Annotated in this window: 15 protein-coding genes and 1 pseudogene; 4 read left to right on the top strand and 12 right to left on the bottom strand. The window is 70.1% G+C overall.

What is annotated here, in order from left to right; translation table 11 throughout:
* Positions 1-326: 326 nt before the first annotated feature.
* The gene (locus J4557_RS40400) at positions 327-1,397 is read left to right on the top strand and encodes a hypothetical protein (protein WP_208272116.1); all 1,071 of its coding nucleotides are present in this window, start codon (positions 327-329) and stop codon (positions 1,395-1,397) included.
* Positions 1,398-1,921: 524 nt separating this feature from the next.
* Here the strand turns inward: J4557_RS40400 and J4557_RS40395 are convergent.
* The 3 genes from J4557_RS40395 to J4557_RS40385 form a co-directional block, all read right to left on the bottom strand.
* On the bottom strand, positions 1,922-3,319 hold the full coding sequence (locus tag J4557_RS40395) for a glycosyltransferase family 39 protein (RefSeq protein WP_208272115.1): 1,398 nt from the start codon (positions 3,317-3,319) through the stop codon (positions 1,922-1,924).
* 567 nt (positions 3,320-3,886) lie between these two features.
* The gene (locus J4557_RS40390) at positions 3,887-5,452 is read right to left on the bottom strand and encodes an amidase (protein WP_208272114.1); all 1,566 of its coding nucleotides are present in this window, start codon (positions 5,450-5,452) and stop codon (positions 3,887-3,889) included.
* Positions 5,449-5,763 carry a hypothetical protein gene (locus J4557_RS40385; RefSeq protein WP_208272113.1) on the bottom strand — a complete coding sequence of 105 codons (315 nt, stop codon included), beginning with the start codon at positions 5,761-5,763 and terminating at the stop codon, positions 5,449-5,451. Before J4557_RS40385 ends, J4557_RS40390 begins: the two co-directional genes overlap by 4 nt.
* A gap of 455 nt (positions 5,764-6,218) precedes the next feature.
* On the opposite strand from J4557_RS40385, the gene J4557_RS40380 reads away from it, so the two are divergent.
* The 3 genes from J4557_RS40380 (at position 6,219) to J4557_RS40370 (ending at position 10,413) form a co-directional block, all read left to right on the top strand.
* Complete coding sequence (locus J4557_RS40380; protein ID WP_208272112.1) at positions 6,219-6,866, top strand: TetR family transcriptional regulator; 648 nt, start codon at positions 6,219-6,221, stop codon at positions 6,864-6,866.
* A gap of 115 nt (positions 6,867-6,981) precedes the next feature.
* Complete coding sequence (locus tag J4557_RS40375) at positions 6,982-9,108, top strand: acetate--CoA ligase family protein (protein ID WP_208272111.1); 2,127 nt, start codon at positions 6,982-6,984, stop codon at positions 9,106-9,108.
* Positions 9,109-9,207: 99 nt separating this feature from the next.
* Positions 9,208-10,413: an amidohydrolase family protein gene (locus J4557_RS40370; protein WP_208272110.1), complete on the top strand. Its 1,206-nt coding sequence runs from the start codon at positions 9,208-9,210 to the stop codon at positions 10,411-10,413.
* Positions 10,414-10,520: 107 nt separating this feature from the next.
* Here the strand turns inward: J4557_RS40370 and J4557_RS40365 are convergent, their stop codons facing one another.
* The 9 genes and pseudogenes from J4557_RS40365 to J4557_RS40325 all read right to left on the bottom strand — a co-directional run.
* Positions 10,521-11,651: an ABC transporter substrate-binding protein gene (locus tag J4557_RS40365; protein ID WP_208272109.1), complete on the bottom strand. Its 1,131-nt coding sequence runs from the start codon at positions 11,649-11,651 to the stop codon at positions 10,521-10,523.
* A 27-nt stretch (positions 11,652-11,678) separates the two neighbouring features.
* Positions 11,679-12,554 (bottom strand): ABC transporter permease, encoded by an 876-nt coding sequence (locus J4557_RS40360; RefSeq protein ID WP_208272108.1) that lies wholly within the window; start codon positions 12,552-12,554, stop codon positions 11,679-11,681.
* Positions 12,551-13,264, bottom strand: coding sequence for an ABC transporter ATP-binding protein (locus J4557_RS40355; protein WP_208272107.1), 714 nt, complete (start codon positions 13,262-13,264; stop codon positions 12,551-12,553). The genes J4557_RS40360 and J4557_RS40355 overlap by 4 nt, the downstream gene beginning before the upstream one ends.
* Positions 13,265-13,470: 206 nt before the next feature.
* Complete coding sequence (locus tag J4557_RS40350; RefSeq protein ID WP_208272106.1) at positions 13,471-14,790, bottom strand: CaiB/BaiF CoA transferase family protein; 1,320 nt, start codon at positions 14,788-14,790, stop codon at positions 13,471-13,473.
* Between the two features lie 292 nt (positions 14,791-15,082).
* Entirely contained in the window at positions 15,083-15,607 is a 525-nt protein-coding gene (locus J4557_RS40345) for a YceI family protein (protein ID WP_208272105.1), read from the bottom strand.
* A 284-nt stretch (positions 15,608-15,891) separates the two neighbouring features.
* Positions 15,892-16,377 carry a carboxymuconolactone decarboxylase family protein gene (locus J4557_RS40340; RefSeq protein ID WP_208272104.1) on the bottom strand — a complete coding sequence of 162 codons (486 nt, stop codon included), beginning with the start codon at positions 16,375-16,377 and terminating at the stop codon, positions 15,892-15,894.
* A 256-nt stretch (positions 16,378-16,633) separates the two neighbouring features.
* Entirely contained in the window at positions 16,634-17,785 is a 1,152-nt protein-coding gene (locus J4557_RS40335) for a hypothetical protein (RefSeq protein WP_243777137.1), read from the bottom strand.
* Between the two features lie 547 nt (positions 17,786-18,332).
* Positions 18,333-18,653: a hypothetical protein gene (locus J4557_RS40330; RefSeq protein ID WP_208272103.1), complete on the bottom strand. Its 321-nt coding sequence runs from the start codon at positions 18,651-18,653 to the stop codon at positions 18,333-18,335.
* A gap of 522 nt (positions 18,654-19,175) precedes the next feature.
* Positions 19,176-19,305, bottom strand: a pseudogene (locus J4557_RS40325) (IS5/IS1182 family transposase); the annotation flags it as partial.
* Between the last annotated feature and the right edge of the window lie 155 nt (positions 19,306-19,460).

Below are 19,460 nucleotides of genomic sequence, written 5' to 3'. Positions count from 1 at the left end.
CCGGAATCATCGGATCGCACCACGGGCCGGTGCCTGTGATCAAGTGAAGCGCTCCCTCGCGTCAGAGCGGCGCTCTCGGGGCCGGTCTGTGTCACTCTGCCCGTCCGATCCGCTCCTTGTGCTGCACGTTGTCGCTGGATGCCAACTCGTGTTAAAACCCGTGAGCCAGCACGGAGACACCCATGGGCCGCCTGTGCACGTTGCCCGGTCCTGCTTCCTGTGGCAGTTGACATGGATCCTGGGGGTGCAGACCATTCCTTCGGGTGCGCACGCAGTGTTTCGATACGTGCTTGCGAGATAGTGAGGTCCGAGGAGCGGAGGCGCCGATGGTGGGGATCTGGCATGAAACCAGTGGCGGTCTGGTGGCTTTGCGACCTGAGCCGTTCGAGCGGGAGCAGGTCCTGCACGACAGCATCGAGCGTGGCGCGGCGATGCTTCCGCTCCCGGGCCAGCCGACCCTGGTGATGCTGGGGCGGGAAGTGCAGCTGGGCAACGGTTATGCGGACCTGATCGCGATCGAGGTCGAGACCGGACGGCCCGTGGTGATCGAGGTCAAGCTCGCCTCTAATGCCGACCGTAGGCAGGTGTTCACTCAGACGCTCGGCTACGCCTCCTACTTGTTCGGGCTTTCTGTGGATGCGTTCGAGCAACTCCTGCGGCCTCATCTGGCTAGGGGAGGGCACGCCTCGATTGCCGAGGCGGTCGTTGCCGGGGTCGGCGACGGCTCGGTGGACGCCGAGTCGCTCAACGCCCAGATGGCGCAGGCGTTGGAGGAGGGACGGTTCCGGTGCGTGGTGGTGCTGGACACCGCTCCGGCGGACCTGATCGAGCTCACCGGATTTCTGCAGGCGGTCACCAATGACCGGCTCGATATCGACGTGGTGACCGTGGCCGCGTACACCGTTGAGGGCACTCGGGTATTGGTGCCTCAGCTGGTCGAGCCTGAGCGCACGGCGGCGCTGGCCTTGGCAGCGGCACCGGTCCGCCGGGACGCCAAGCCGGCGCCGGGGGCACAGGCGTTCGCCGACAGCATCGACCAAGCCGGACCGGAGCACCGGGAGTTGCTGCGCCGGTTGCTCGACTGGGCACGACACTTGGAAGCCGAGGACTTGGCTGTCCTCTACACCACCATCGGCAAAGGGCGGTGGGTGCTCAATCCACGACTTCCCGGCCAAGGGCGCGGGCTGGTCACCATCTGGAACGACGGCGGCGCGTTCGTCAGCCCACAGCGGTCGGTCTTCCAGACCGAGGCGCCGCGAACGTTGGCCCACCTGGACGAACGCCTCCCGGGGGAGATCCGGCAGAACAACTATCTCACGAGCCCAATCGACCAGGACGTTCTTGCGCTGCTGACCGACGCCTATAAGGAAGCTCGCATAAAGAAGAGCGAGAGCTGACCGCCTGCACAAGGACATGCAGTTTGAAGCACTCTCGCTGGTCCTCCATGCCGTCCTGTGGTTCTCGACCTCGCAGCTACGCCGATCAGGTCATCAGACTCAACGTTCAGGCTCCCGGCTGAGGAGGAGGCGGGTGTGACGGCCCGTCGGGCCGAGGCGCTCAAGGTCTACAGCGTAAAGGTCCTGGCTCCTTTTCCTCTAAACAAGAGCGCAGGCGAATCTAAACCCCCAGCTCAGAGGCATACCCTCACCGGGAGCATGCCTCTTCGCGCATCCCGGCGGCGGCCGAAGAGGTCACAGGTTCCCGCGGTGTGGTGCAGCTCCTGGGGGCAGATCTGGGGCACCGATCTTGCCCCACCCCAACTGTGTTCGGCAGAACTCTCACGAGTCGGTCGGGAACGTCGCCATGGCTCTCCTCAGGCTGCCGTGGCCACGACGATCGGGAATCCGCCGTCAAAGAAGAGCTGCGCTAGCGCGGACTCACCCGTTCTGCTCCAGCTGGTTCACCCCACCGGACGCGGAAGTCAGCTTCCGGGCGTGCGGCGGACGTACAGGGTGAGCTGAATGCTCCCGAACCACCTTGAGTCGATCGCCCGGAAACCCTTGTCGTTCTTGAGGATCGCGAGATCGCGTGGAGACGCGGCGCTGCGGTACTGGTGGTCGTGTGGGGGTATCTGGACGAGCCACACCCGGGACTCGGTTGCCAGAGCGGACCGGAAAGAGCCGGGCTGGAAGTTCGTCTCGTGGTCTTGCAGGGCCGTCGTGTTCAACCGGGCGAAGGCGCCGGCATAGGCGGTCGCGAAGGCCTGCCGGTCTGCGGGCAGGTACAGGACCGCGTCTCCCGGGTGCGAGCGCTGCCGCAAGGTGGCGGCCAGTGAGCGGAGGTCGTCCGGACGGCTCCGGGGCCCACGTTCAGCGAGCTGGGCGGGCAGCGTCGCCAACGCCAGGACGACCAGGACGGTGACCGCGGACGCCGTAGCCAGCCACGGTCGGTTAGCAGACAGCCGCACGGTCGCGGTGTCCAGCGCCACCCCGCCCAGTATCGCCAGGGCGCAGACGGAGTAGAGGATGTAGCGAGGGTGGTAGACGGGATGGACCTGCGACACACTCCACGCCAGGGCGAACGGTACGCACATCCACGGGACGGTCAGCGCGGCGGCATTGCGGTGGTCGCGGGCGAGCAGCCGCGTCGTCCCCACCACGACGGCCACCACCAGGACGAGCAGCAGCACAAGTCCGTGGCCGGTGACCCACAGACCAAGGTCGTAGAGCGCCCTGGGGCCGGGACGCTTCAACCAGGACACCTGGGCGGCCTCTTGGCCGTGCGCGACCACTGCGAGCGGTGACACCAGGACAATCGCCGCCAGGGCGGCCAACCCCCAACTCGCGCGGTGGCGGCGCCGCCACTGGGGATGCCTCCACAGGCCGGCGGTCACGGCGTGGGCGGGCAGGAGGAACAGCGCGTAGAGATGAAGCCATCCCAGCAACCCCATCGTCCCGGCGTATGCGGCGTACCACCGGACCTGGGGACGTGAATCCTCCAGCGCTCGGACCAGGAAGTACGCGGCCAGGACGGCGCCCGCGCTGACCAGCGCGTACTGGCGGGCCTCCTGACCGTACCGGCTGGTGATCGGGAGCAGGCCGTACAGCAGGCCGCCGTAGAGCCCCGCCTTGGGCGAGTACAGCCGCCTGCCGATGGCGGCGATCCCCAGAGCGGCCAGGGCGGAGGCCACCGCCGAAGGCGTCCGGGTGATCACCTCGCTCGTCCCCAGCCCGGTCACCAGGTGCATCAGCAGGTAGTACAGGCCGTGGACCGCATCGATGCGGGAGATGAATCTCGTTATCGCGCCGAGCCCGCTGTGCCCGACGACCACGCTGACCGACTCGTCACGCCAGTACGAGGGCACACCGATCCGCCACATGCACATACAGAGCGTGACCACCCCTGGAATTACGAGGTCCGGCCACGCCGCGGCAAGGCGCCCCGCAGTGCCCGGCAGCGCGATGGTCGTGCTCTGAGTGCTGGTCGACGCCATGCCTCACCCCCGTCGACCGAGTCGAGGACGTTGAGGTGGTCTTCACCATTTGTCACGACCTCTAACCGAACGTGTGGCGCGAGGTTCGAGGGCGCCCGTCAGGCCGCGCGCACTCGCGGGTGTCCCGGCGGAGCGGCTGAGGAAGATCTTCGCCGGGGCGGTCAGCCGAGTGGGGGAGTGACCACGAAGGCCGCTTCCCCTCCAGCTTCACGTCGCCGTCCGCGGATCCGGCGGGCCTGCGGGCTTAGGGCCGGTGTGAGGTGGGTGAGTGAGTGGTCAGCGGCAGGATTGTGCGGTGGTGTCGGGCCGAACCGGGAGCGGGCCTCGTTCGACTCGACCTGGGTGATGAAGTTCGGACCGGTTACAGCGGCGCTCGGAACTGTGGTGACGGTCCGCTGCGCGCAGGCCCGGAACCGTGTCCGGTCCCGGGCCTCGTCCTACGGGGCGCTTCGGTCAGGCGCTCTGCCGGGCGGCGCTGACGGCGTCGATCCGTGGTCGTGCGGCCAAGGACCTCAGCTTGGACTGGGGCGGATCGGCGGGTCGGCGCCAGTGCCAGTCCGTGACGGCCTGATAGGCCGCCACCACTTCCAGCAGCCGGTCCTCCTCGTACGGGCCGCCACCGAGGATCGTGCCGACAGGCACCCCGGAATCGAATCCGATCGGGAAGCCGATCTCGGGCAGCCCGAGGATGTCGAAGGGGACCGGACCGGTCTGCAGGAGGACATCGCAGTCGTTCAGCAGCCCGTCGACAACCTGGTGGAGCAGGTGGGTCTTGGCGCGCTGCCCGGTGATCCATTCGTCGCCGGACAGCATCAGTCCGCCGAGCCAGCTCAGGACCGAGACTCCGAACAGTTTGAGGTCCTTCTGCAGCCAGGGCCGGAACGGTTCGGTCCGCTCGGACAGGCGCACGTCGTTGAACGCCCCCGTCAGCAGGGACCAGTCGTCGGGGTAGGAGACCTGGACGATCCGCGCCCCGGGGATCGCCTCCAGGGCGGCGAGGAACTTCTTGCGCAGCGCGAGCACCGGCGCGCTCGCTCCGGTCAGGTAGTCCGGGGGGACGCCGATGCGCGTGGTGCGCCGCAGTCGGACCTTGCCCTTGTCGCGCACGGGCGTGGCCGCGCGGACGAGGTCGGGCACCGCGGGCAGGCCGAGGGTTCGCACGTCATGGGGGTCGGGCCCGGCGAGCACCGTCATCATGATTGCGGCGTCCAGGGCGTCGCGGGCGAGTGGTCCGCTGTGGTCACGGGTGAACGACAGGGGGATGACCCCGTAGATCGAGGTGCGGCCCATGGTCGGCTTGAGCCCGGTCAGATTCTGCTGGTTCGATGGCAGCACGATGCTGCCGCCGGTCTGCGTGCCGATCGACGAGGTGGCCATCCGTGCGGCCACCGCGCAGGCGGGGCCGGTCGAGGAGCCGCCGGGATCGACCGAGGGGTCGGTGGGCGTCCAGGCGTTGACGGTCGTGATCCGGCCGTCGGGGGTCGTCGCCCGGGTGGTGGCCAACGGCCCCATCTGCCCCTTGCCGATGACGATCCCGCCGGCGTTCTTCAGCCGGGCGACACCCGTCGCGTCATAGCCGGGAACGAACTGGTCGAAGATGAACGAGTTCGCGGTCGTCCGGACCCCGGCGGTGTAGTAGTTGTCCTTGATGCACAGGGGGATGCCGGAAAGCGGGCCGCCGCGCTGCCGATCGGCTCTCCTCGCAGCGGCGAGCGCCTGCTCCCCGGTCACGGTGACGAACGCCTGGTAGGTGCCGTCGTGGGCGGCGATGCGGTCCAGGTGCGCCTGGACGAGCCGCACCGCGCTGATCTTGCGGTGGCGGAGCAGCGCGGCCGCCTCCGCCAGTGTCGCCTCGGTGGGATCGGCCGCCGCCTCCGGACGTACGGGGACGTCGGGGATCGTCAGCCGGCGGGTGGTGGCCAGGGCCGGCGTCGTGCCGGGCGCGGTCGCCAGAGCCGCGGCGGCGGTCACCGCGCCCGAGCGCGCCAGGAACAGTCGGCGGGAGACCGAGCGGCTCATCGGGTCGCCGTCCAGGCCGTGGTGATCGAGGGGTAGTCCAATGGCGGATCGGCCTGCTGCGACAGCGCGGCGGAGTCCGGGCCCTCCGCCGGCGGCCGCCAGCCGCCGATCGCGGCGGGCCGTCCGCCGGGCCGCGCGCCGCCGCTCTTCGCACCGGCGAGGAATGTCCGCAGGTACTCCATGGCCTGCTCGCGCGACGGCGCGCCGGTCGTGGCATCAGGCGACTCGGGAAGCTGGTTCAGATCGACGCCCGCCAGCGCCAGCCGCGCCGTGATGAAGGCATCGAGATCGTCATCCGACGGTAGGCCCATCGGCCCTCCTCCGCTTGTAGATCATGAGTCGCGAGGAAATCGGATGACCGTTTCCGGCGTATTTCGCCAGTGTCGTAACCACGTAACGCCTGGGGCGACGCATCGGCGTCGCGACGGACTCGCGAAAGACGGTTGCACGGCGAACGGCTGGCGGGATGTGCCCGCCTGCTGCGGCTCCTGGCAAGCGCTGTACTCGCTGTTTCGGTGCTGGCAACGCGACGGCACCTGGGCGCCCCTCCTGGCCCGGCTGCAAGCACAGGCCAACGCAGTCGGGCTGATCGGCTGGCAGGGTGCGCGCAGACAAGGCAACTTGTCGCCCTGGCCATCACTCTCTCGCTGGCCGAAGACGCGCTTGCCCCCACCTCCGGTTCGGGTGAAAGCCGAGACGTCCGACGTGGCCGTGGCGTTGCGGGACTCCTGGGCCCGTTCGCGGCCGGAGGCCCTAAGCTGACGGTATGCCAGAAACCGTGCTGACCGCAGACGGCAGGGTCGCGGGCCGGCGGGCCAAGGCGACCCGGCAGCGGCTGCTGAGCCGCCTCACGGAGATGCTCGCCACCTCGCCGTACCGCGACATCACGGTGATCGACGTGGCTCGGCGAGCCGGGACGTCCCCCGCCACCTTCTACCAGTACTTCCCCGACATCGAGGCCGCCGTCCTCACCATCGCGGCCGAGATGGCCGAGGCGGGAAGGCAGCTGCGCCCGCTCGTCGAGGACCAGCCGTGGACGGGCAAGTCCGGCTACGAGACGGCGCAGATGCTCGTCGACGGCTTCCTGGACTTCTGGCGCGACAACGAAGCGGTCCTGCGGGTGGTGGACCTCGCCACGATCGAGGGCGACGAACGCTTCCACACGCTGCGCGTCCGCATGCTCAACAACGTCGTGACCGCGCTCGCCGCGGTGATCGCCGAGATGCAGGAACGCGGCCGGGTGGCGGAGGGCGTCAATCCCGAGGCGATGGCCGGGGCGCTCGTCGGGATGCTGGCGCACAACGCCGCCCACCAGCGCGGCTACGAGGCGTGGGAGATCAGGGTCGAGGACCTGCGGGAGAGCATGGCCCAACTGGTCTTCTGGGCCGTCTCGGGCAAGCGCCCGCCCAAGTAGCCGCCGGCCGGGCGACCGCGGACGCCACGTGATCCGACGAGGCCGGGACCGGGCCTTCTCCCATCGTTTCTGATGACCCATCAGTTATCGACGCGTCCAAGGTTAAGCTGATGGTATGTCAGATAACAGCCCCTCTCGGGCCGAGGACATCGAACGGGACGTGAGCGGCCGGGTCCTGGCGCTCCGCGGCGAGGATCTCGGCCTGTTCTTCAGGCCGCGCACGCTCGCGGTCGTCGGCGCCTCGGACACGCCGGGCCGGCCGAACACCGCCGTCTACCGGAGGCTGCGCGCCTGGGCCGGGCGCGTCGGCGCGCGCGTCCACCCGGTCAACCCCGGGCGCGACCTGGTGGACGGCGAGCCGTGCCACCGGTCGGTGGCCGACGTGCCCGAACCCATCGACGTCGCCGCCGTCCTGGTCGGCGATCCGGCCGGGGTGCTCGACGAGCTCGCGGCCGCCGGGGCCCGCTTCGCCGTGGTCTTCGCGTCCGGCTTCGCCGAACTCGGCGAGGAGGGCAGGGACGCGCAGGAGCGGATGGGCCGGCTCGCGCTGGACGGGCCCCGGGTGCTTGGCCCGAACACCAACCTCAACGCGTTCGAGGAGTTCCGCGACGATCTGGACGGTCCCGCGATCGCGCTCATCTCGCAGAGCGGCCACCAGGGACGCCCCATCTTCCAGGCGCAGGAACTGGGCGTCCGGGTGTCGCACTGGGCGCCGACCGGCAACGAGGCGGACCTGGAGTTCGCCGACTTCCTGCGGCACTTCGCCGACCTGCCGGAGGTCGGCGCGGTGGCCGGGTACGTCGAAGGGTTCAAGGACGGCCGCACGCTGATGCTCGCCGCCGACCACGCGGCCCGGCGCGGGGTGCCGGTCGTCGTGGTGAAGGTCGGGCGGACCCGGGACGGCGCGTCGATGGCCGCCTCGCACACCGGCAAGCTCACCGGGTCCGACGCGGTCGCCTCCGCGGTGCTCGGGCAGTTCGGCGTCACCCGGGTCGACGGGCTGGACGAGCTGCTGGACACCTCCATGCTGCTGGCCCGCGCGAAACCGCCGGTGAGCGGCGGCGTCTGCGTGTACGCCATCTCGGGCGGCACCGGCGCGCACATGGCCGACCTGTGCTCGGCGGCGGGCCTGGAACTGCCCGAGCTGTCGGCCGGGACGCAGAGGGCGCTGCACGAGTGGATTCCCGGCTACCTGCGGGTCTCCAACCCGGTCGACAACGGCGGCCATCCGGTCGGCGACTGGCGCGGGCGCCGCATCCTGGAGACGATCGTGGCCGATCCGGCGGTCGGGGTGCTGATCTGCCCGATCACCGGCGCGTTCCCGCCGATGAGCGACGTCCTGGCAAGGGATCTCGCCGAGATCGCCGAGCGCACCGACAAACCCGTCTGTGTGGTGTGGGGCTCGCCGGCCGGGACCGAGTCGGCCTACCGGGACGTCCTGCTCGGCTCGCGGCGGCTGGCGGTGTTCCGCACCTTCGCCAACTGCGTCAGGGCGGTGCGCGCCTACCTTGACTTCCACGAGTTCCAGGGCCGGTACCGGTCCGCGTTTCCGGACGCGCCGCGGACTTCCTCGCCGGCCGCCGCCGAGGCGCGGCGGCTGCTCGCGGCGGGCCCCGCCTCGGAGCACACCGCTAAGGAGCTGCTGCGCGCGTACGGGATCCGGACGCCCCGCGAGGAGCTTGCCGGCAGCGCCGCGGCGGCGGCGCGGGCCGCGGCGGCGATCGGGTTCCCGGTCGTGCTGAAGGGGTGCGGCCCGGACGTGGCGCACAAATCCGACCTCGGGCTGGTGCATCTGGACCTGCGCTCGGCGGCGCAGGTGCGCGAGGCGTACCGGCGGGTCACCGCGCATGCCGGGGTCGACGCGGCGCTGGTCTGCGAGCAGGTGCGGGGCGGCGTCGAGACGGTCGTCGGCCTGGCGCACGACGAGCTGTTCGGCCCGACGGTGATGGCCGGGCTGGGCGGGGTCTTCGTCGAGGTGTTCCAGGACGTGGCGTTCCGGGTGCCGCCGTTCGACGCGGCCGAGGCCCACCGGATGCTGGCCGGGCTGCGCGGGTTCCCGCTGCTGGGCGGGGCCCGCGGCCGGCCGCGGGCCGACGTCGGCGCACTGGTCGACGTGATCATGAAGGTGCAGCGGATGGGGCTGGAGCTGGACGGCGTGCTCGCCGAGCTTGACATCAACCCCCTCGCGGTACTGCCGGACGGCGCGGTCGCGCTGGACGCGCTGGCCGTCGTCCACCCCTAGCTGACGGCCCATCAGTTTCTGTCGCGGGCGACCTTCCGGAATGGGCGGCACGCCACTACCTTGTTTCTGACGACCCATCAGTTAAGTGGGGTGTACATCATGAGCCCGTCCTTCGGCGAGCTACCGAAGATCATCAGCGTCGACGACCACGTCGTCGAGCCGCCGCACGTCTGGCGGACCTGGCTGCCCGCCCGGCTCCGCGACCGCGGCCCGCGAATCGAGCGCCGGGGCGTCGGCGAGGTCGAGCACATCGGCGGCGGCACCTACCGCCAGACCTTCGACGACGACGGCCCGCAGGCCGACTGCTGGGTGTACGAGGACCTCGTCTACATCCACAAGCGCCATGTCGCCGCCGTCGGGTTCGACCGCGACGACATGACGATGTCCCCCATCACCTACGACGAGATGCGGCCGGGCTGCTGGGACCCGAAGGCCCGGGTCGCCGACATGGAACTCAACCATGTCGAGGCGTCCCTGTGCTTCCCGACCTTCCCCCGGTTCTGCGGGCAGACCTTCACCGAGGCCAAGGACCGCGAACTCGCCCTGGCCTGCGTGCGGGCCTACAACGACTGGATGGTCGAGGAGTGGTGCGGTGACTCGGGCGGGCGGCTGATCCCGCTCTGCCTGATCCCGCTCTGGGACGCCGAACTGGCGGCCCGGGAGGTGCGCCGCAACGCCGCGCGGGGCGTCCGGGCGGTCTGCTTCAGCGAGATCCCGCCGCACCTGGGGCTGCCGAGCGTCCACTCCGGCGCGTGGGACCCGTTCTTCGCCGCCTGCCAGGAGACCGGCACGGTCGTGAACATGCACATCGGGTCGTCGTCCAAGATGCCGGCGACCTCGGCGGACGCGCCGCCCGCCGTCTCCGCCGCGCTGTCGTTCAACAACGCGATGGCCTCGCTGTGCGACTTCCTGTTCTCGGGGGTCCTGGTCCGCTTCCCGCGGTTGGAGGTCGCCTACTCCGAGGGGCAGATCGGCTGGCTGCCCTACGTCCTGGAGCGGGTCGACGACGTGTGGGAGGAGCACCGGGCCTGGGGCGGCGTGCGGGACATCATCCCCGAGCCGCCGTCGACCTACTTCCACCGCCAGGTGTACGGCTGCTTCTTCCGCGACGTGCACGGGTTGGAGTCGCTGCACAGGATCGGCGTCGACCGGGTGACCTTCGAGACGGACTATCCGCACACCGATTCGACCTGGCCGCACACCAGGAAGGTGGCCGAGGAGATGTTCGAGGGCCTCGACGCCGAGACCGTCTACAAGATCACCCGCGGCAACGCGATCCGGATGCTGAAGCTCGACCTCGTCTGAGCGTCCCCCGCCGCCGCGCCCGGCGCGGCGGCGGAGGAGGCCCACAGAACCAGCGCGGCCCCGGAACCGTCCTCCCGGTTCCGGGGCCGCGCTTTCCCGTGCCCAGGTCAGGGTTTGTGTCCCACGGCCTCCTCATAGAAGGTGCGGTCGACGGCCTCCGACTCGGGCACCGTCTTCCCCAGGGCGCCGCCCTCGACGTACGCCTTCTGCAACCGGTCGGTCGTGCCCTTGCGGATCTCCCAGTCCCAGACCGGGGCCGGGACGGCGGTGAGCGCCTCCGGCTTGAGGCCGAGGCTCGATGCCAGCTCCCCGACGAACGCGGCGTTCTTCTTGTAGTCCCCGGTGAAGTAGGTGTTCACGATCCGGATCAGGGCGCGGACGAACGCCACGCCCGCGTCCGCGTTCTTGCGCAGCATCCCCGGCCCGTAGATCAGGCCGCCGAGCGGCTCGCCGAGGGGCTGGCCGCCGAGGAACTGGAACCCGGGCCTGCCGTCCACCTGCTTCCACACCGGGTCGACCATCCACGCCGCGTCCACGCCGCCGTTCTCCAGCGCGGTCACCGTGTCGGCGGGCCCGGTGAGGCTGGTGAAGCGGACCTTCTTGAGGCTGGTGCCGTGCCGGCCGAGAACCCGGCTCATCGGATAGGTGATCACGCTGCCCTTGCCGATGAGCGTGCCGACCTTCGCGTCGCCCAGCCTGACGGCGTCGGGTGCGGCGCCCTTCGGGGCGCGGGCCCAGAGCCCGGACTTGGACTGCGGGCTGGAGGAGTAGTTGCCGAGCACCCAGCGCAGTTCGAACCTCTGCTGGAGGCCGTTGAAGAACGCCGCCTCGGGCGCGGACCACATCGCGTCGAGATCCCCCTTGGCCAGCAGCGGAATCGAGTCGGCGACACCGAGCTGCTTGAACTCCACCTCCAGGTTCTCCTTGGCGAACTCGCCCTTGGCGATGCCGAACCGCAGTGGGGCCACGAACTCGGCCGATCCGGTGCTGGCCGAAATCGTGATCTTGGTCTTCTTCGCCAGCGGCCGGGGCGCGGGCGCGCCGGCCTTGCAGCGGGCCGGGGCGCGGTCGGGTGCCAGATCGGCTGGATCGCTCCAAGCCGCCGCGTCGCAGCCCGCCACCGGAGTGATCGGACGTGCCTTGCGCGGGCCGCCGGAGTCGGCGGCGCCCTCAGCGCCGCACGCACCGGCGGCGAGCGCCACCGCGGCGACGATCGGAACGAACAGGGGAAGTCTCATGGTGTCCTCCGGTGCCGAAATGCCTGGTCAGGTACGGACGCGGTCACGGTCACCAGGCGCCCAGGGGGTCAGCCGCCGGCCGATGAAGCGAATGATCTCGGAGAAGATCACGCCGAGCACCGCGACGCAGACGATGCCGACGTACATCACGTCGTTCTGGAACAGCGCCCGCGAATTGAAGATGAGGTAGCCCAGCCCGTCGGTCGCGGCGACGAACTCCGAGGCCACGATGACCAGGACGGACACGCCCGCCGCGATCCGGGCGCCGACCATGATCTGGGGCAGCGCGCCGGGCAGCAGCACGTGCCGGAACATCTGCCACCGGCCCGCCCCGAAGACCTCGCCCGCCTCGCGGTAACCCTCCGGGACGGCCAGGAACGCCGACATCGTGGAGATCCACACAAAGAAGAAGACGGTGGCGGCGACCAGCGCGAGCTGCGGCCCCTCGCCGAGGCCGAACATGTTGAGGAAGATCGGCAGCAGCGCCAGCTTCGGGACCACGTACAGCGCGTCGAGCAGGGGTTCCAGCGCGGCGCGCACCGTCCGCGAGGTGCCCATCACCAGGCCGAGCAGCACGCCGATGCCGGTGCCGAGCAGGAAGCCGAGGACGACCCGGCGGCTCGTCGCCCAGACGTCCGGCCAGAGCTTGCCGTCCACGGCGAGGTCCCACCCGTTGGCGACGATGGTGGACGGCGAGGGGTACAGCCGCGCATCGATCCAGCCCCGGCTCGCGGCGAGCTGCCAGAGCCCGACGAGGACGACCGGGACGGCGATCGCCAGGCCGAGCTCCAGCGTGCGCCGGCGGGTCGCGGCGGCCGCCGGGGACCGCTCCGCGGGGCCCGGCCGGCGCACGATGATCCGTTCCTCGGCCGAGGCCGCCCGCAGGGTCTGCCGTTCGGTCATTCTCCGCCACCTCCGGCCGGTTCGATCTCGCCCCGCAGCAGGTCCCACAGCTCGGCCTTCAGCTCGGCGCACTCGGGGGAGTGCCGGACGTCCCCGCTGCGCGGGCGGCCGAACGGGGGTGTGCGCTCGGCCAGGACGCGGCCGGGACGGGCGCTCATCACCAGCACCCGGTCACCGAGGACGATGGCCTCCTCCAGGCTGTGCGTGATGAACAGCACGGTGCGTCGGTCCGTCTCGCAGATCGCCAGCAGCTCCTCCTGGAGGATGGTGCGCAGCTGAGCGTCGAGAGCCGCGAACGGCTCGTCCATCAGCAGGATCTCCGGTTCGACGGCGAGCGCACGGGCGATCGACACCCGCTGCCGCATGCCGCCCGACAGCGAGGCGGGGTAGGCGTCGGCGAAGTCCGTCAGCCCCATCCGGGAAAGCCAGTCGCGGGCCCGCCGTGTCGCCTCCTTGCGCGGGACGCCCTGGACGTCCAGCCCGAACCGGACGTTGCCGAGCACGGTCTTCCAGGGGTAGATGCCGTAGTCCTGGAAGATCATCGCGGCCGGGTGCTGGGCGGTGGCGCGGATCTCCAGGCGTCCGGCGCTCGGCCGCAGCAGCCCGGCGACCAGCCGCAGGAACGTCGACTTGCCGCAACCGGAGGGCCCCACCACGCAGCAGAACTCGCCCGCCGCGATGTCGAGGTCGACCGGCCCCAGAGCGTGCACGTCCGCGCGGCCGTGGCGGAACCGGCGCTCGACCCCGGTCGCGCGGATGGCGGCGGGCGGTGGCTCCGAATCGTGCCGGGGGATCGTAGAACTCGTTCTGTTTCGGGCGAGTTCCATGGTCTCACCTCCAAGGACGCAGTGGAAGCGACAATATGATGGGCCGTCAGATTTGTGCAATAGGTAACATCGGCCGTCTCCCGGCGCGGTCAGCCGCCCCGCGTGCCGGAACCGAAGGAACCCGGCCGTGCGCCGCCCGCCCCTTCCGCCCGCTCCGCCTCGTCCGGCGAGCCCAGCGCGCCCGACTCGCGCAGTCGCGCGATCGCCGGCGGTTCGTAGCCGAGCACCTCGCGCAGGATCTCCCCCGTGTGCTCGCCCAGAGCGGGCGCGCGGGCCGGGACCCGGCGCTCCTCGCCGACGAACCTGATCGGGCTCGGCAGCTGGTCGGTGCCGAGCCGCTCGGCCGGCAGCCAGGGCAGGCGCTCCTGGAACTGCGGGTCGGCGGCCAGCGTCCGGGGCGTGTTCACCGGCGCGATCGGCACGTTGTGCTCGCCGCCGAACGCGATCCACTCGGCGCTTCCGCGACCGGCGAAGATCTCCGTCAGTTCGTCGCGCAGCACGGTGTCGCCGATGGCGTGGTCGGCGTAGCGCGAGCCCGGATGCCGGTCGAACAGGTCGGGGCGGCCGACGGCGGTGCAGAAGTTGCGCCAGAGTTCCCGTTCGGAGGCCATGAACAGGATGTGACCGTCCGCCGTGGCGTAGAACTGGTACCGCACCCCGTCGCGCATGCCGGCGGTCCCCGGCTCGCGGCGCCGGAACCCGTCGGCGCCGTTGCCGGTGACCTCGCTCTCGGGCCGCTCGTAGGCCCGCCAGGTCTCGCTGCGCAGCCAGTCCATCGACGCGGCCGCGTCCGACTGGGCGACCTCCAGGCGGCCCCCGACGCCGGTCGCCCGCGCTCGGACGACCCCGGCGAGGATGCCGATGGCGGCGAACAGCGGCCCGGCGTTGATGCCCGTCGAGGGGTGCTCGGGGATCGCCCAGTGGCCGTCCCCGGTCGGTTCCGGGCGAACGAGCCCGGCCCAGGTGTCGAAGGCGACGCCGTGGCTCGGCAGGCCGCGGTACGGGCCGGTCTCGCCGTATCCGGAGATGCCGCAGAACACCAGCCGCGGGTTGACCCGCGCGAGCACCCCGGGCCCGACGCCCCGGCGTTCCAGCCCGCCCGGTCGCATCGCCTCCACGACGACGTCCGCGCCCCTGGCGAGGTCGAGGAACACCTCCCGGCCTTCGGCGGTGCGCAGGTCGAGCACGATGCTGCGCTTGCCGCGGCTGATGTGCAGGTGCATCAGCGACACCCCTGAAACGAGCGGCCAGGTCGTCTCGCGGAGGTAGTCGCCGCGGGGCGGCTCGACCTTGATCACGTCGGCGCCGAGGTCGGCCAGGTGGGTGGTGGCGGCGCCGGGCCCGAGCATCGACGCCTCGACGATCCGGATCCCGGCGAGCGGCGCGCCGGGCGGGGTGTGAGCTTCCATCGGGACCTTGCCTCCGCGAGCCGACCGGACGGGCGGCCGCCGGCCGCCGTTTCTGACTGCCCGTCAGGTTAATGCGGAGGAGCCGAAACTGAAACCCCGTCAGATCGCCGTCCCGCTCAGCCGTGGCCTACCGTTCGCGGCCGTGTGCCGATGAGCGCTTCGTAGGCTCGGGAGCCGGTGGGGGAGCCGCCGCCCTCACATCCGTACGCTTCGCGGATTGCCGAAGCGCTCAGACAGACGGTCGATCATCGTCACTGCGTCTTGCCGGCCGGCCGAGTGGCGGAAGACGTTGTCAGGGCCGTCGGATCGCCGCAGCCTCGACCTCGATGGTCGCGCTCGGCCTGATCATGATCCTGGTGGCGGCGTTCCAGTTCACGCCCCAGTCATTGCGGTCGATCGTGACGCTGCCCTTGAAGTCGACCCGCGCGCCTTCCTCTGTGCCCGTCACCTCAACGTCCACGGTGACCGGTCTGACCAGGCCCCGCATGCCGAGGTCACCAGTGACCTCGAATTTCGTGCCATCGGTCTGCTCCACCCTCGTCGAGGTGAAGGTGACGGTCGGATGGTCGGTCACCCCGAGGAATTTGGCGCGCAGGAGGTCGTCACGCTGCGAGTTGCGGGTCTGGATGCTCCGCGTCCGGATCGTGAGTCGCACCTCGGACTTCGACGGTTGGTCGCCGTCCAGGTACACCGCGCCCTCGAACTCCTCGAATCGCCCGCGCACCCTGGTGGCCATCGTGTGCCGGGCGACGAATCCGATCCGGGTCTGGACGGTGTCGAGGTTGTAGTCGCCGGTCAGCTTGCCGAGATCTGTCATGCTCGGTGACTCCTTGAGGAAAAGAGATGGGTGGAAGGAACTGCCGCCCCTCGGGCCTGACGTGCGCGTCCCGGGGGAGGAAGGGGCGCCGGGATCACCGCGCTTGCGTGTCGCTGCGGGTGATGGGCCGCAGGACCTCAAGGGCGGGGGAGCTTGTCGGGGTTCAGGAACCGGGAAGTCGCTGATCCGGCCCTCGGCGATCTCGATCAGGATCGCTCCACTGCGGACGCGCAGGCCCGGCCCGGATCGGAAGATCCAGGCCGGGCCGATGTTCCTACGTCCGGCTAGCTCGACATGGCGGCGAACGCACCGGCCTCGTACGATCCGCCCTTCTGGTGCAGGATCACACCGAGCCGGTTGGCCGCGTTGATCATCGCCACCAGGGACACCAGCGCGACGATCTCGTCGTCGCCGTAGTGCTTGCGCAGTTGGTTCCAGGTCTCGTCCGAGACACCCTGGTGGGCGTCGGCGAGCCGGGTGCCCTCCTCGGCGAGCGCGAGCGCGGCCTGTTCGGCCTCGGTGAACACCGTCGACTCCCGCCAGGCGGCCACCAGGCTGATCCGGACGGCGGTCTCACCGGCGGCCGCGGCCTCCTTGGCGTGGGCGTCGACGCAGAAACCGCAGCCGTTGATCTGGCTGGCGCGCAACTCCACCAGTTCCATCAGGGCCTTGGGCAGCGGCGACTCCTGGATCGCCAGGCTGACGCCGGCGATCCGCTTACCGATCTTGGCGCCGAGCTCGTTGGCGAACAGGTTGAAACGAGGCTCCATGACTTCGTCCTGACTCCTTGAGGGGGAGGCGCCGCGCGGGTGGTCCGCGTGGCGCCCTGACGAACACGAGATGCCGCCGACCCGCCCGCCGTGACAGCACGTCCATGTGATCCAGCCCACCAGCCCCCGATCGGGCCCCAGGTTCGTCCTCACGACAGAACAGGCCCCGTCATCACGGCCAGGCGGCTCGGGAGCTCGCCACGGCGTCAGCCGGTGGGGGTGTAGAAGGGGCCCTGCTCGGCTGGCCGCGCGGTTCCTACCTGAGCCACTGGCCGTCTTGGCCAACAAGTTCGGTGATGCGCGCCGTGACGTCGCGCAGGAGAGTGTCGGGGACGACTGGTCCGGCGGCGATCGCGGAGAACAGCGCGGGCAGGCCGGGCAGCGGGTAATCCTCGTCGTTACCGCTGTCCAACACGGCTTCGCCGAGGAGGTGGTGACGCAGTGAGGCACGAGAGCGTGCCCAGGCGGTCTGGACCTCCTCCGGCGACGGCACTCCGAAGCCGCTCCCGACGGGCGCCGCGTGGCGCAGCCGGACCAGCGCGCCGTCGGTGAATTCCACGGCCAGCTTGCAACGCTCGGTGAGATCGGCCCGTACGGCGTCATCCAGGCGCAGCATCACGCTGCAGGGTGTTCGACAGCGGGCCGCGCAATCGCCAAGCGCCTGGGCGACCTGGCTGTGCTGGCGATCGAAGTAGGCGCGCCAGCCCGGCGGCGGTTCCGCCGACGCCCGTAGCACTCGCTCGCAGGCGGACCGTTCCGGCCGGGTGTGGTCACACAGCCGCTCGGCGCCGGGTTTGATCGGGACGCCGAACCGGCTGCCCTCACCACTCACCGAAGAGCCCAGCAACGCCGGGTCACCTGCGTGCCCGAGCACCGGCTCCCAGGCCAGCAGAGGCATGTACTGGCCGGCGATATGGACTGCGGCGAGCAGCGCATTCATGTCCTGGCGGCGCCAGTTGATCGCGATGACCTCCAGAATGAGCGAATAGACCGGCCGCAGGCTCGCGAGCGCACCACGCGGCCGCTCCCGGGGTGCCTGCGGGATCCGACTCGGAAGGGCCCGCTCGAGCAGATCCTTGGGGACCTCGACGGCTGTCTCGGGCATGCCGAAGTCCTCGGCGTCCAGGTCCAGCACGCGCTGCCCGAACGCACAGAGTGCCGCCACGGCTCTCACCTTCTGGTCTCCGGCGAACACGCCCTGTGCTGTCAGCGTCCCCAGGTCCGCGAAGGCATAGAGGCGAGCGAGCCCGTCCACCAGCTTCAGCGGCACACCGGAAAGGTCGTCACCGTCTGGAACCGGGTGCCGGACGGTGCGGTCGCTGGCGAACGGGCCGCCATCCGACGAGGGATTGATGGCTGTGGGGGAATCGCTCCATTGACCGGAAGGGTCCGCCTCCAGTCGATCCATGCTCGCTTCGAGCTGCCGAGCGCGGAGTTCGGCACGGGTCGCGCGCTCGCGAGCCAGCGATAGTGAGACCGGCGACCCCTCGAACGACCAGGCGCCGTAGGCGGCTCCGACGCCGCTGAACCGTGGGGGGTGTCCACCTGCTTGCTCGCCCGGATCTGGCCGCCACGGCTGACAGATGTCATCCTGCTGAGCCGGTGAGACCGTAGTCCCGCACACGACCCTCCATCACCACAAGATCAGCTTAGGTGCAGGGGTACCGCGCCGAAGCCGGGGAGTAGCACGCGGCCGAGCCGAATAGTAGCTCCGTGCAGGCGAGAGGCGTAATGTCCGGCGGGTGGTGGTGCCGGGCTGGGACCGTCGCGGGCCAGGCCACGACACCGCCCTTGCCCCTGCGCCCGATCCAGACCCACGAGGTCGGGGCCGCCCGCCGACCGTCCGTTCCGTCTTCAAAGATGCCGGCGTCGACCCGGCGTCCGACTTCGCCCTTCCCGCGGCCAGTTCCGGCAGAGCCCCGACGGCCATCCAAGGCGGGTTCTTTTGAATCTTCCTAGCGGCGATCGATGTAGTTGTCGATCGCCTGTAGCGCCAGTGTGGCGACGAGTGAGCCGTTGTCGCCGGTGTAAGGAAGGCCGCGCGAATCGGCTAGGGGGACCTGGGGGCCATCGTCTTCGAATCTGAGGGTCCAGCCCTCGTCGGGCTCATAGAACAGAGCCACGGCGATTTCGCGGTGGTGTATGTCGAGGCGACCGAGGGTGTGTGAAGAGTAGGGCGCCCCGTACGAGGTGCCGGGGTATGCCGCGTCGATGGTCTGCCGGACGTCGTACAGGGCGTCGCGGATAGCCTGCCAGTCGAGGATGTTGTCAGGCATTCGGGTCCTCCCGGTGCTCTGCCCGTCCATCTCTTCATCCGGCAACCACCGTAGCGGTGTCATTTCCGGAGCGCTACCGAGGTGGAAGGCTTATCTGGAGCTGATTGGTGAGGCTCCAGACCGATGTGGCCCCATGATCGGAAGGCGGTGCTCCAGTGCGCTCCATCACTTCACCAGCGTCACGCCGAGCGGGGTGGAGCTTCTCGTGTACCCAATCTTTGAGAGCGCATTTGATCCTATCCGAGCAGCCCGCCGAAGCGCCCGAATCGGTTGCAGAAAGGTACAAGGCGCTGACGCGCTTGGACGAGTCCAAGCGGAAGAGCGCGCTCAAGGAACTGGATCATTTCAAGGGCCACGAGCGCGGCCGATGCCGAGCGGGTCGTCACCGACGCCCGGGGGCGGCAGGCCACGCTGCTGGAGAGCGGGAGCGAGCGGAACCGGCGCCGCCTGGGGCCGTCGCCGCGAAGGCAGACGTTCCCGGACGACGCCCTGGCCCCCATGGATCAGCGAGACTGCCGTTCAACCGAGTCGTTGCGAGGACTCGATCCCGCGGCGGGCGATGCGCGGGAGGATGCCGCGGCCACGTAGCCGGCGCCGAATGTCAGCGAAGTCATACCCCCTTGTCGGCGCGCAGCTTGCCGGGGCGTCGGCGGCCTTGGCGCCATCTTCGATGGCGACACTGAGCCTTTTTCAGCAGCGGTGTGGTGACTGTTGATCACATGATGGTCGCGGTCGGTGCATCTGCCCCGGAACGTCAAGGAGCCCCTGGTAGGACGGTTGATCTCTCACAACCCTCCGTCCAACCAG

The organism is Actinomadura nitritigenes (assembly GCF_017573545.1).
GTDB classification, from domain to species: Bacteria; Actinomycetota; Actinomycetes; order Streptosporangiales; family Streptosporangiaceae; genus Spirillospora; species Spirillospora nitritigenes.
The sequence above is the reverse complement of the archived record's forward strand: the minus strand, read 5'-3'. Positions and strand labels throughout refer to the sequence as shown.

Coding starts and splice junctions, on each gene's coding strand:
- J4557_RS40335 (WP_243777137.1), bottom strand. CDS start 17,785: ATGGATCGACTGGAGGCGGACCCTTCCGGTCAATGGAGCGATTCCCCC.
- J4557_RS40395 (WP_208272115.1), bottom strand. CDS start 3,319: ATGTGGCGGATCGGTGTGCCCTCGTACTGGCGTGACGAGTCGGTCAGC.
- J4557_RS40365 (WP_208272109.1), bottom strand. CDS start 11,651: ATGAGACTTCCCCTGTTCGTTCCGATCGTCGCCGCGGTGGCGCTCGCC.
- J4557_RS40330 (WP_208272103.1), bottom strand. CDS start 18,653: ATGCCTGACAACATCCTCGACTGGCAGGCTATCCGCGACGCCCTGTAC.
- J4557_RS40360 (WP_208272108.1), bottom strand. CDS start 12,554: ATGACCGAACGGCAGACCCTGCGGGCGGCCTCGGCCGAGGAACGGATC.
- J4557_RS40350 (WP_208272106.1), bottom strand. CDS start 14,790: ATGGAAGCTCACACCCCGCCCGGCGCGCCGCTCGCCGGGATCCGGATC.
- J4557_RS40340 (WP_208272104.1), bottom strand. CDS start 16,377: ATGGAGCCTCGTTTCAACCTGTTCGCCAACGAGCTCGGCGCCAAGATC.
- J4557_RS40345 (WP_208272105.1), bottom strand. CDS start 15,607: ATGACAGATCTCGGCAAGCTGACCGGCGACTACAACCTCGACACCGTC.
- J4557_RS40400 (WP_208272116.1), top strand. CDS start 327: ATGGTGGGGATCTGGCATGAAACCAGTGGCGGTCTGGTGGCTTTGCGA.
- J4557_RS40385 (WP_208272113.1), bottom strand. CDS start 5,763: ATGGGCCTACCGTCGGATGACGATCTCGATGCCTTCATCACGGCGCGG.
- J4557_RS40375 (WP_208272111.1), top strand. CDS start 6,982: ATGTCAGATAACAGCCCCTCTCGGGCCGAGGACATCGAACGGGACGTG.
- J4557_RS40370 (WP_208272110.1), top strand. CDS start 9,208: ATGAGCCCGTCCTTCGGCGAGCTACCGAAGATCATCAGCGTCGACGAC.
- J4557_RS40380 (WP_208272112.1), top strand. CDS start 6,219: ATGCCAGAAACCGTGCTGACCGCAGACGGCAGGGTCGCGGGCCGGCGG.
- J4557_RS40390 (WP_208272114.1), bottom strand. CDS start 5,452: ATGAGCCGCTCGGTCTCCCGCCGACTGTTCCTGGCGCGCTCGGGCGCG.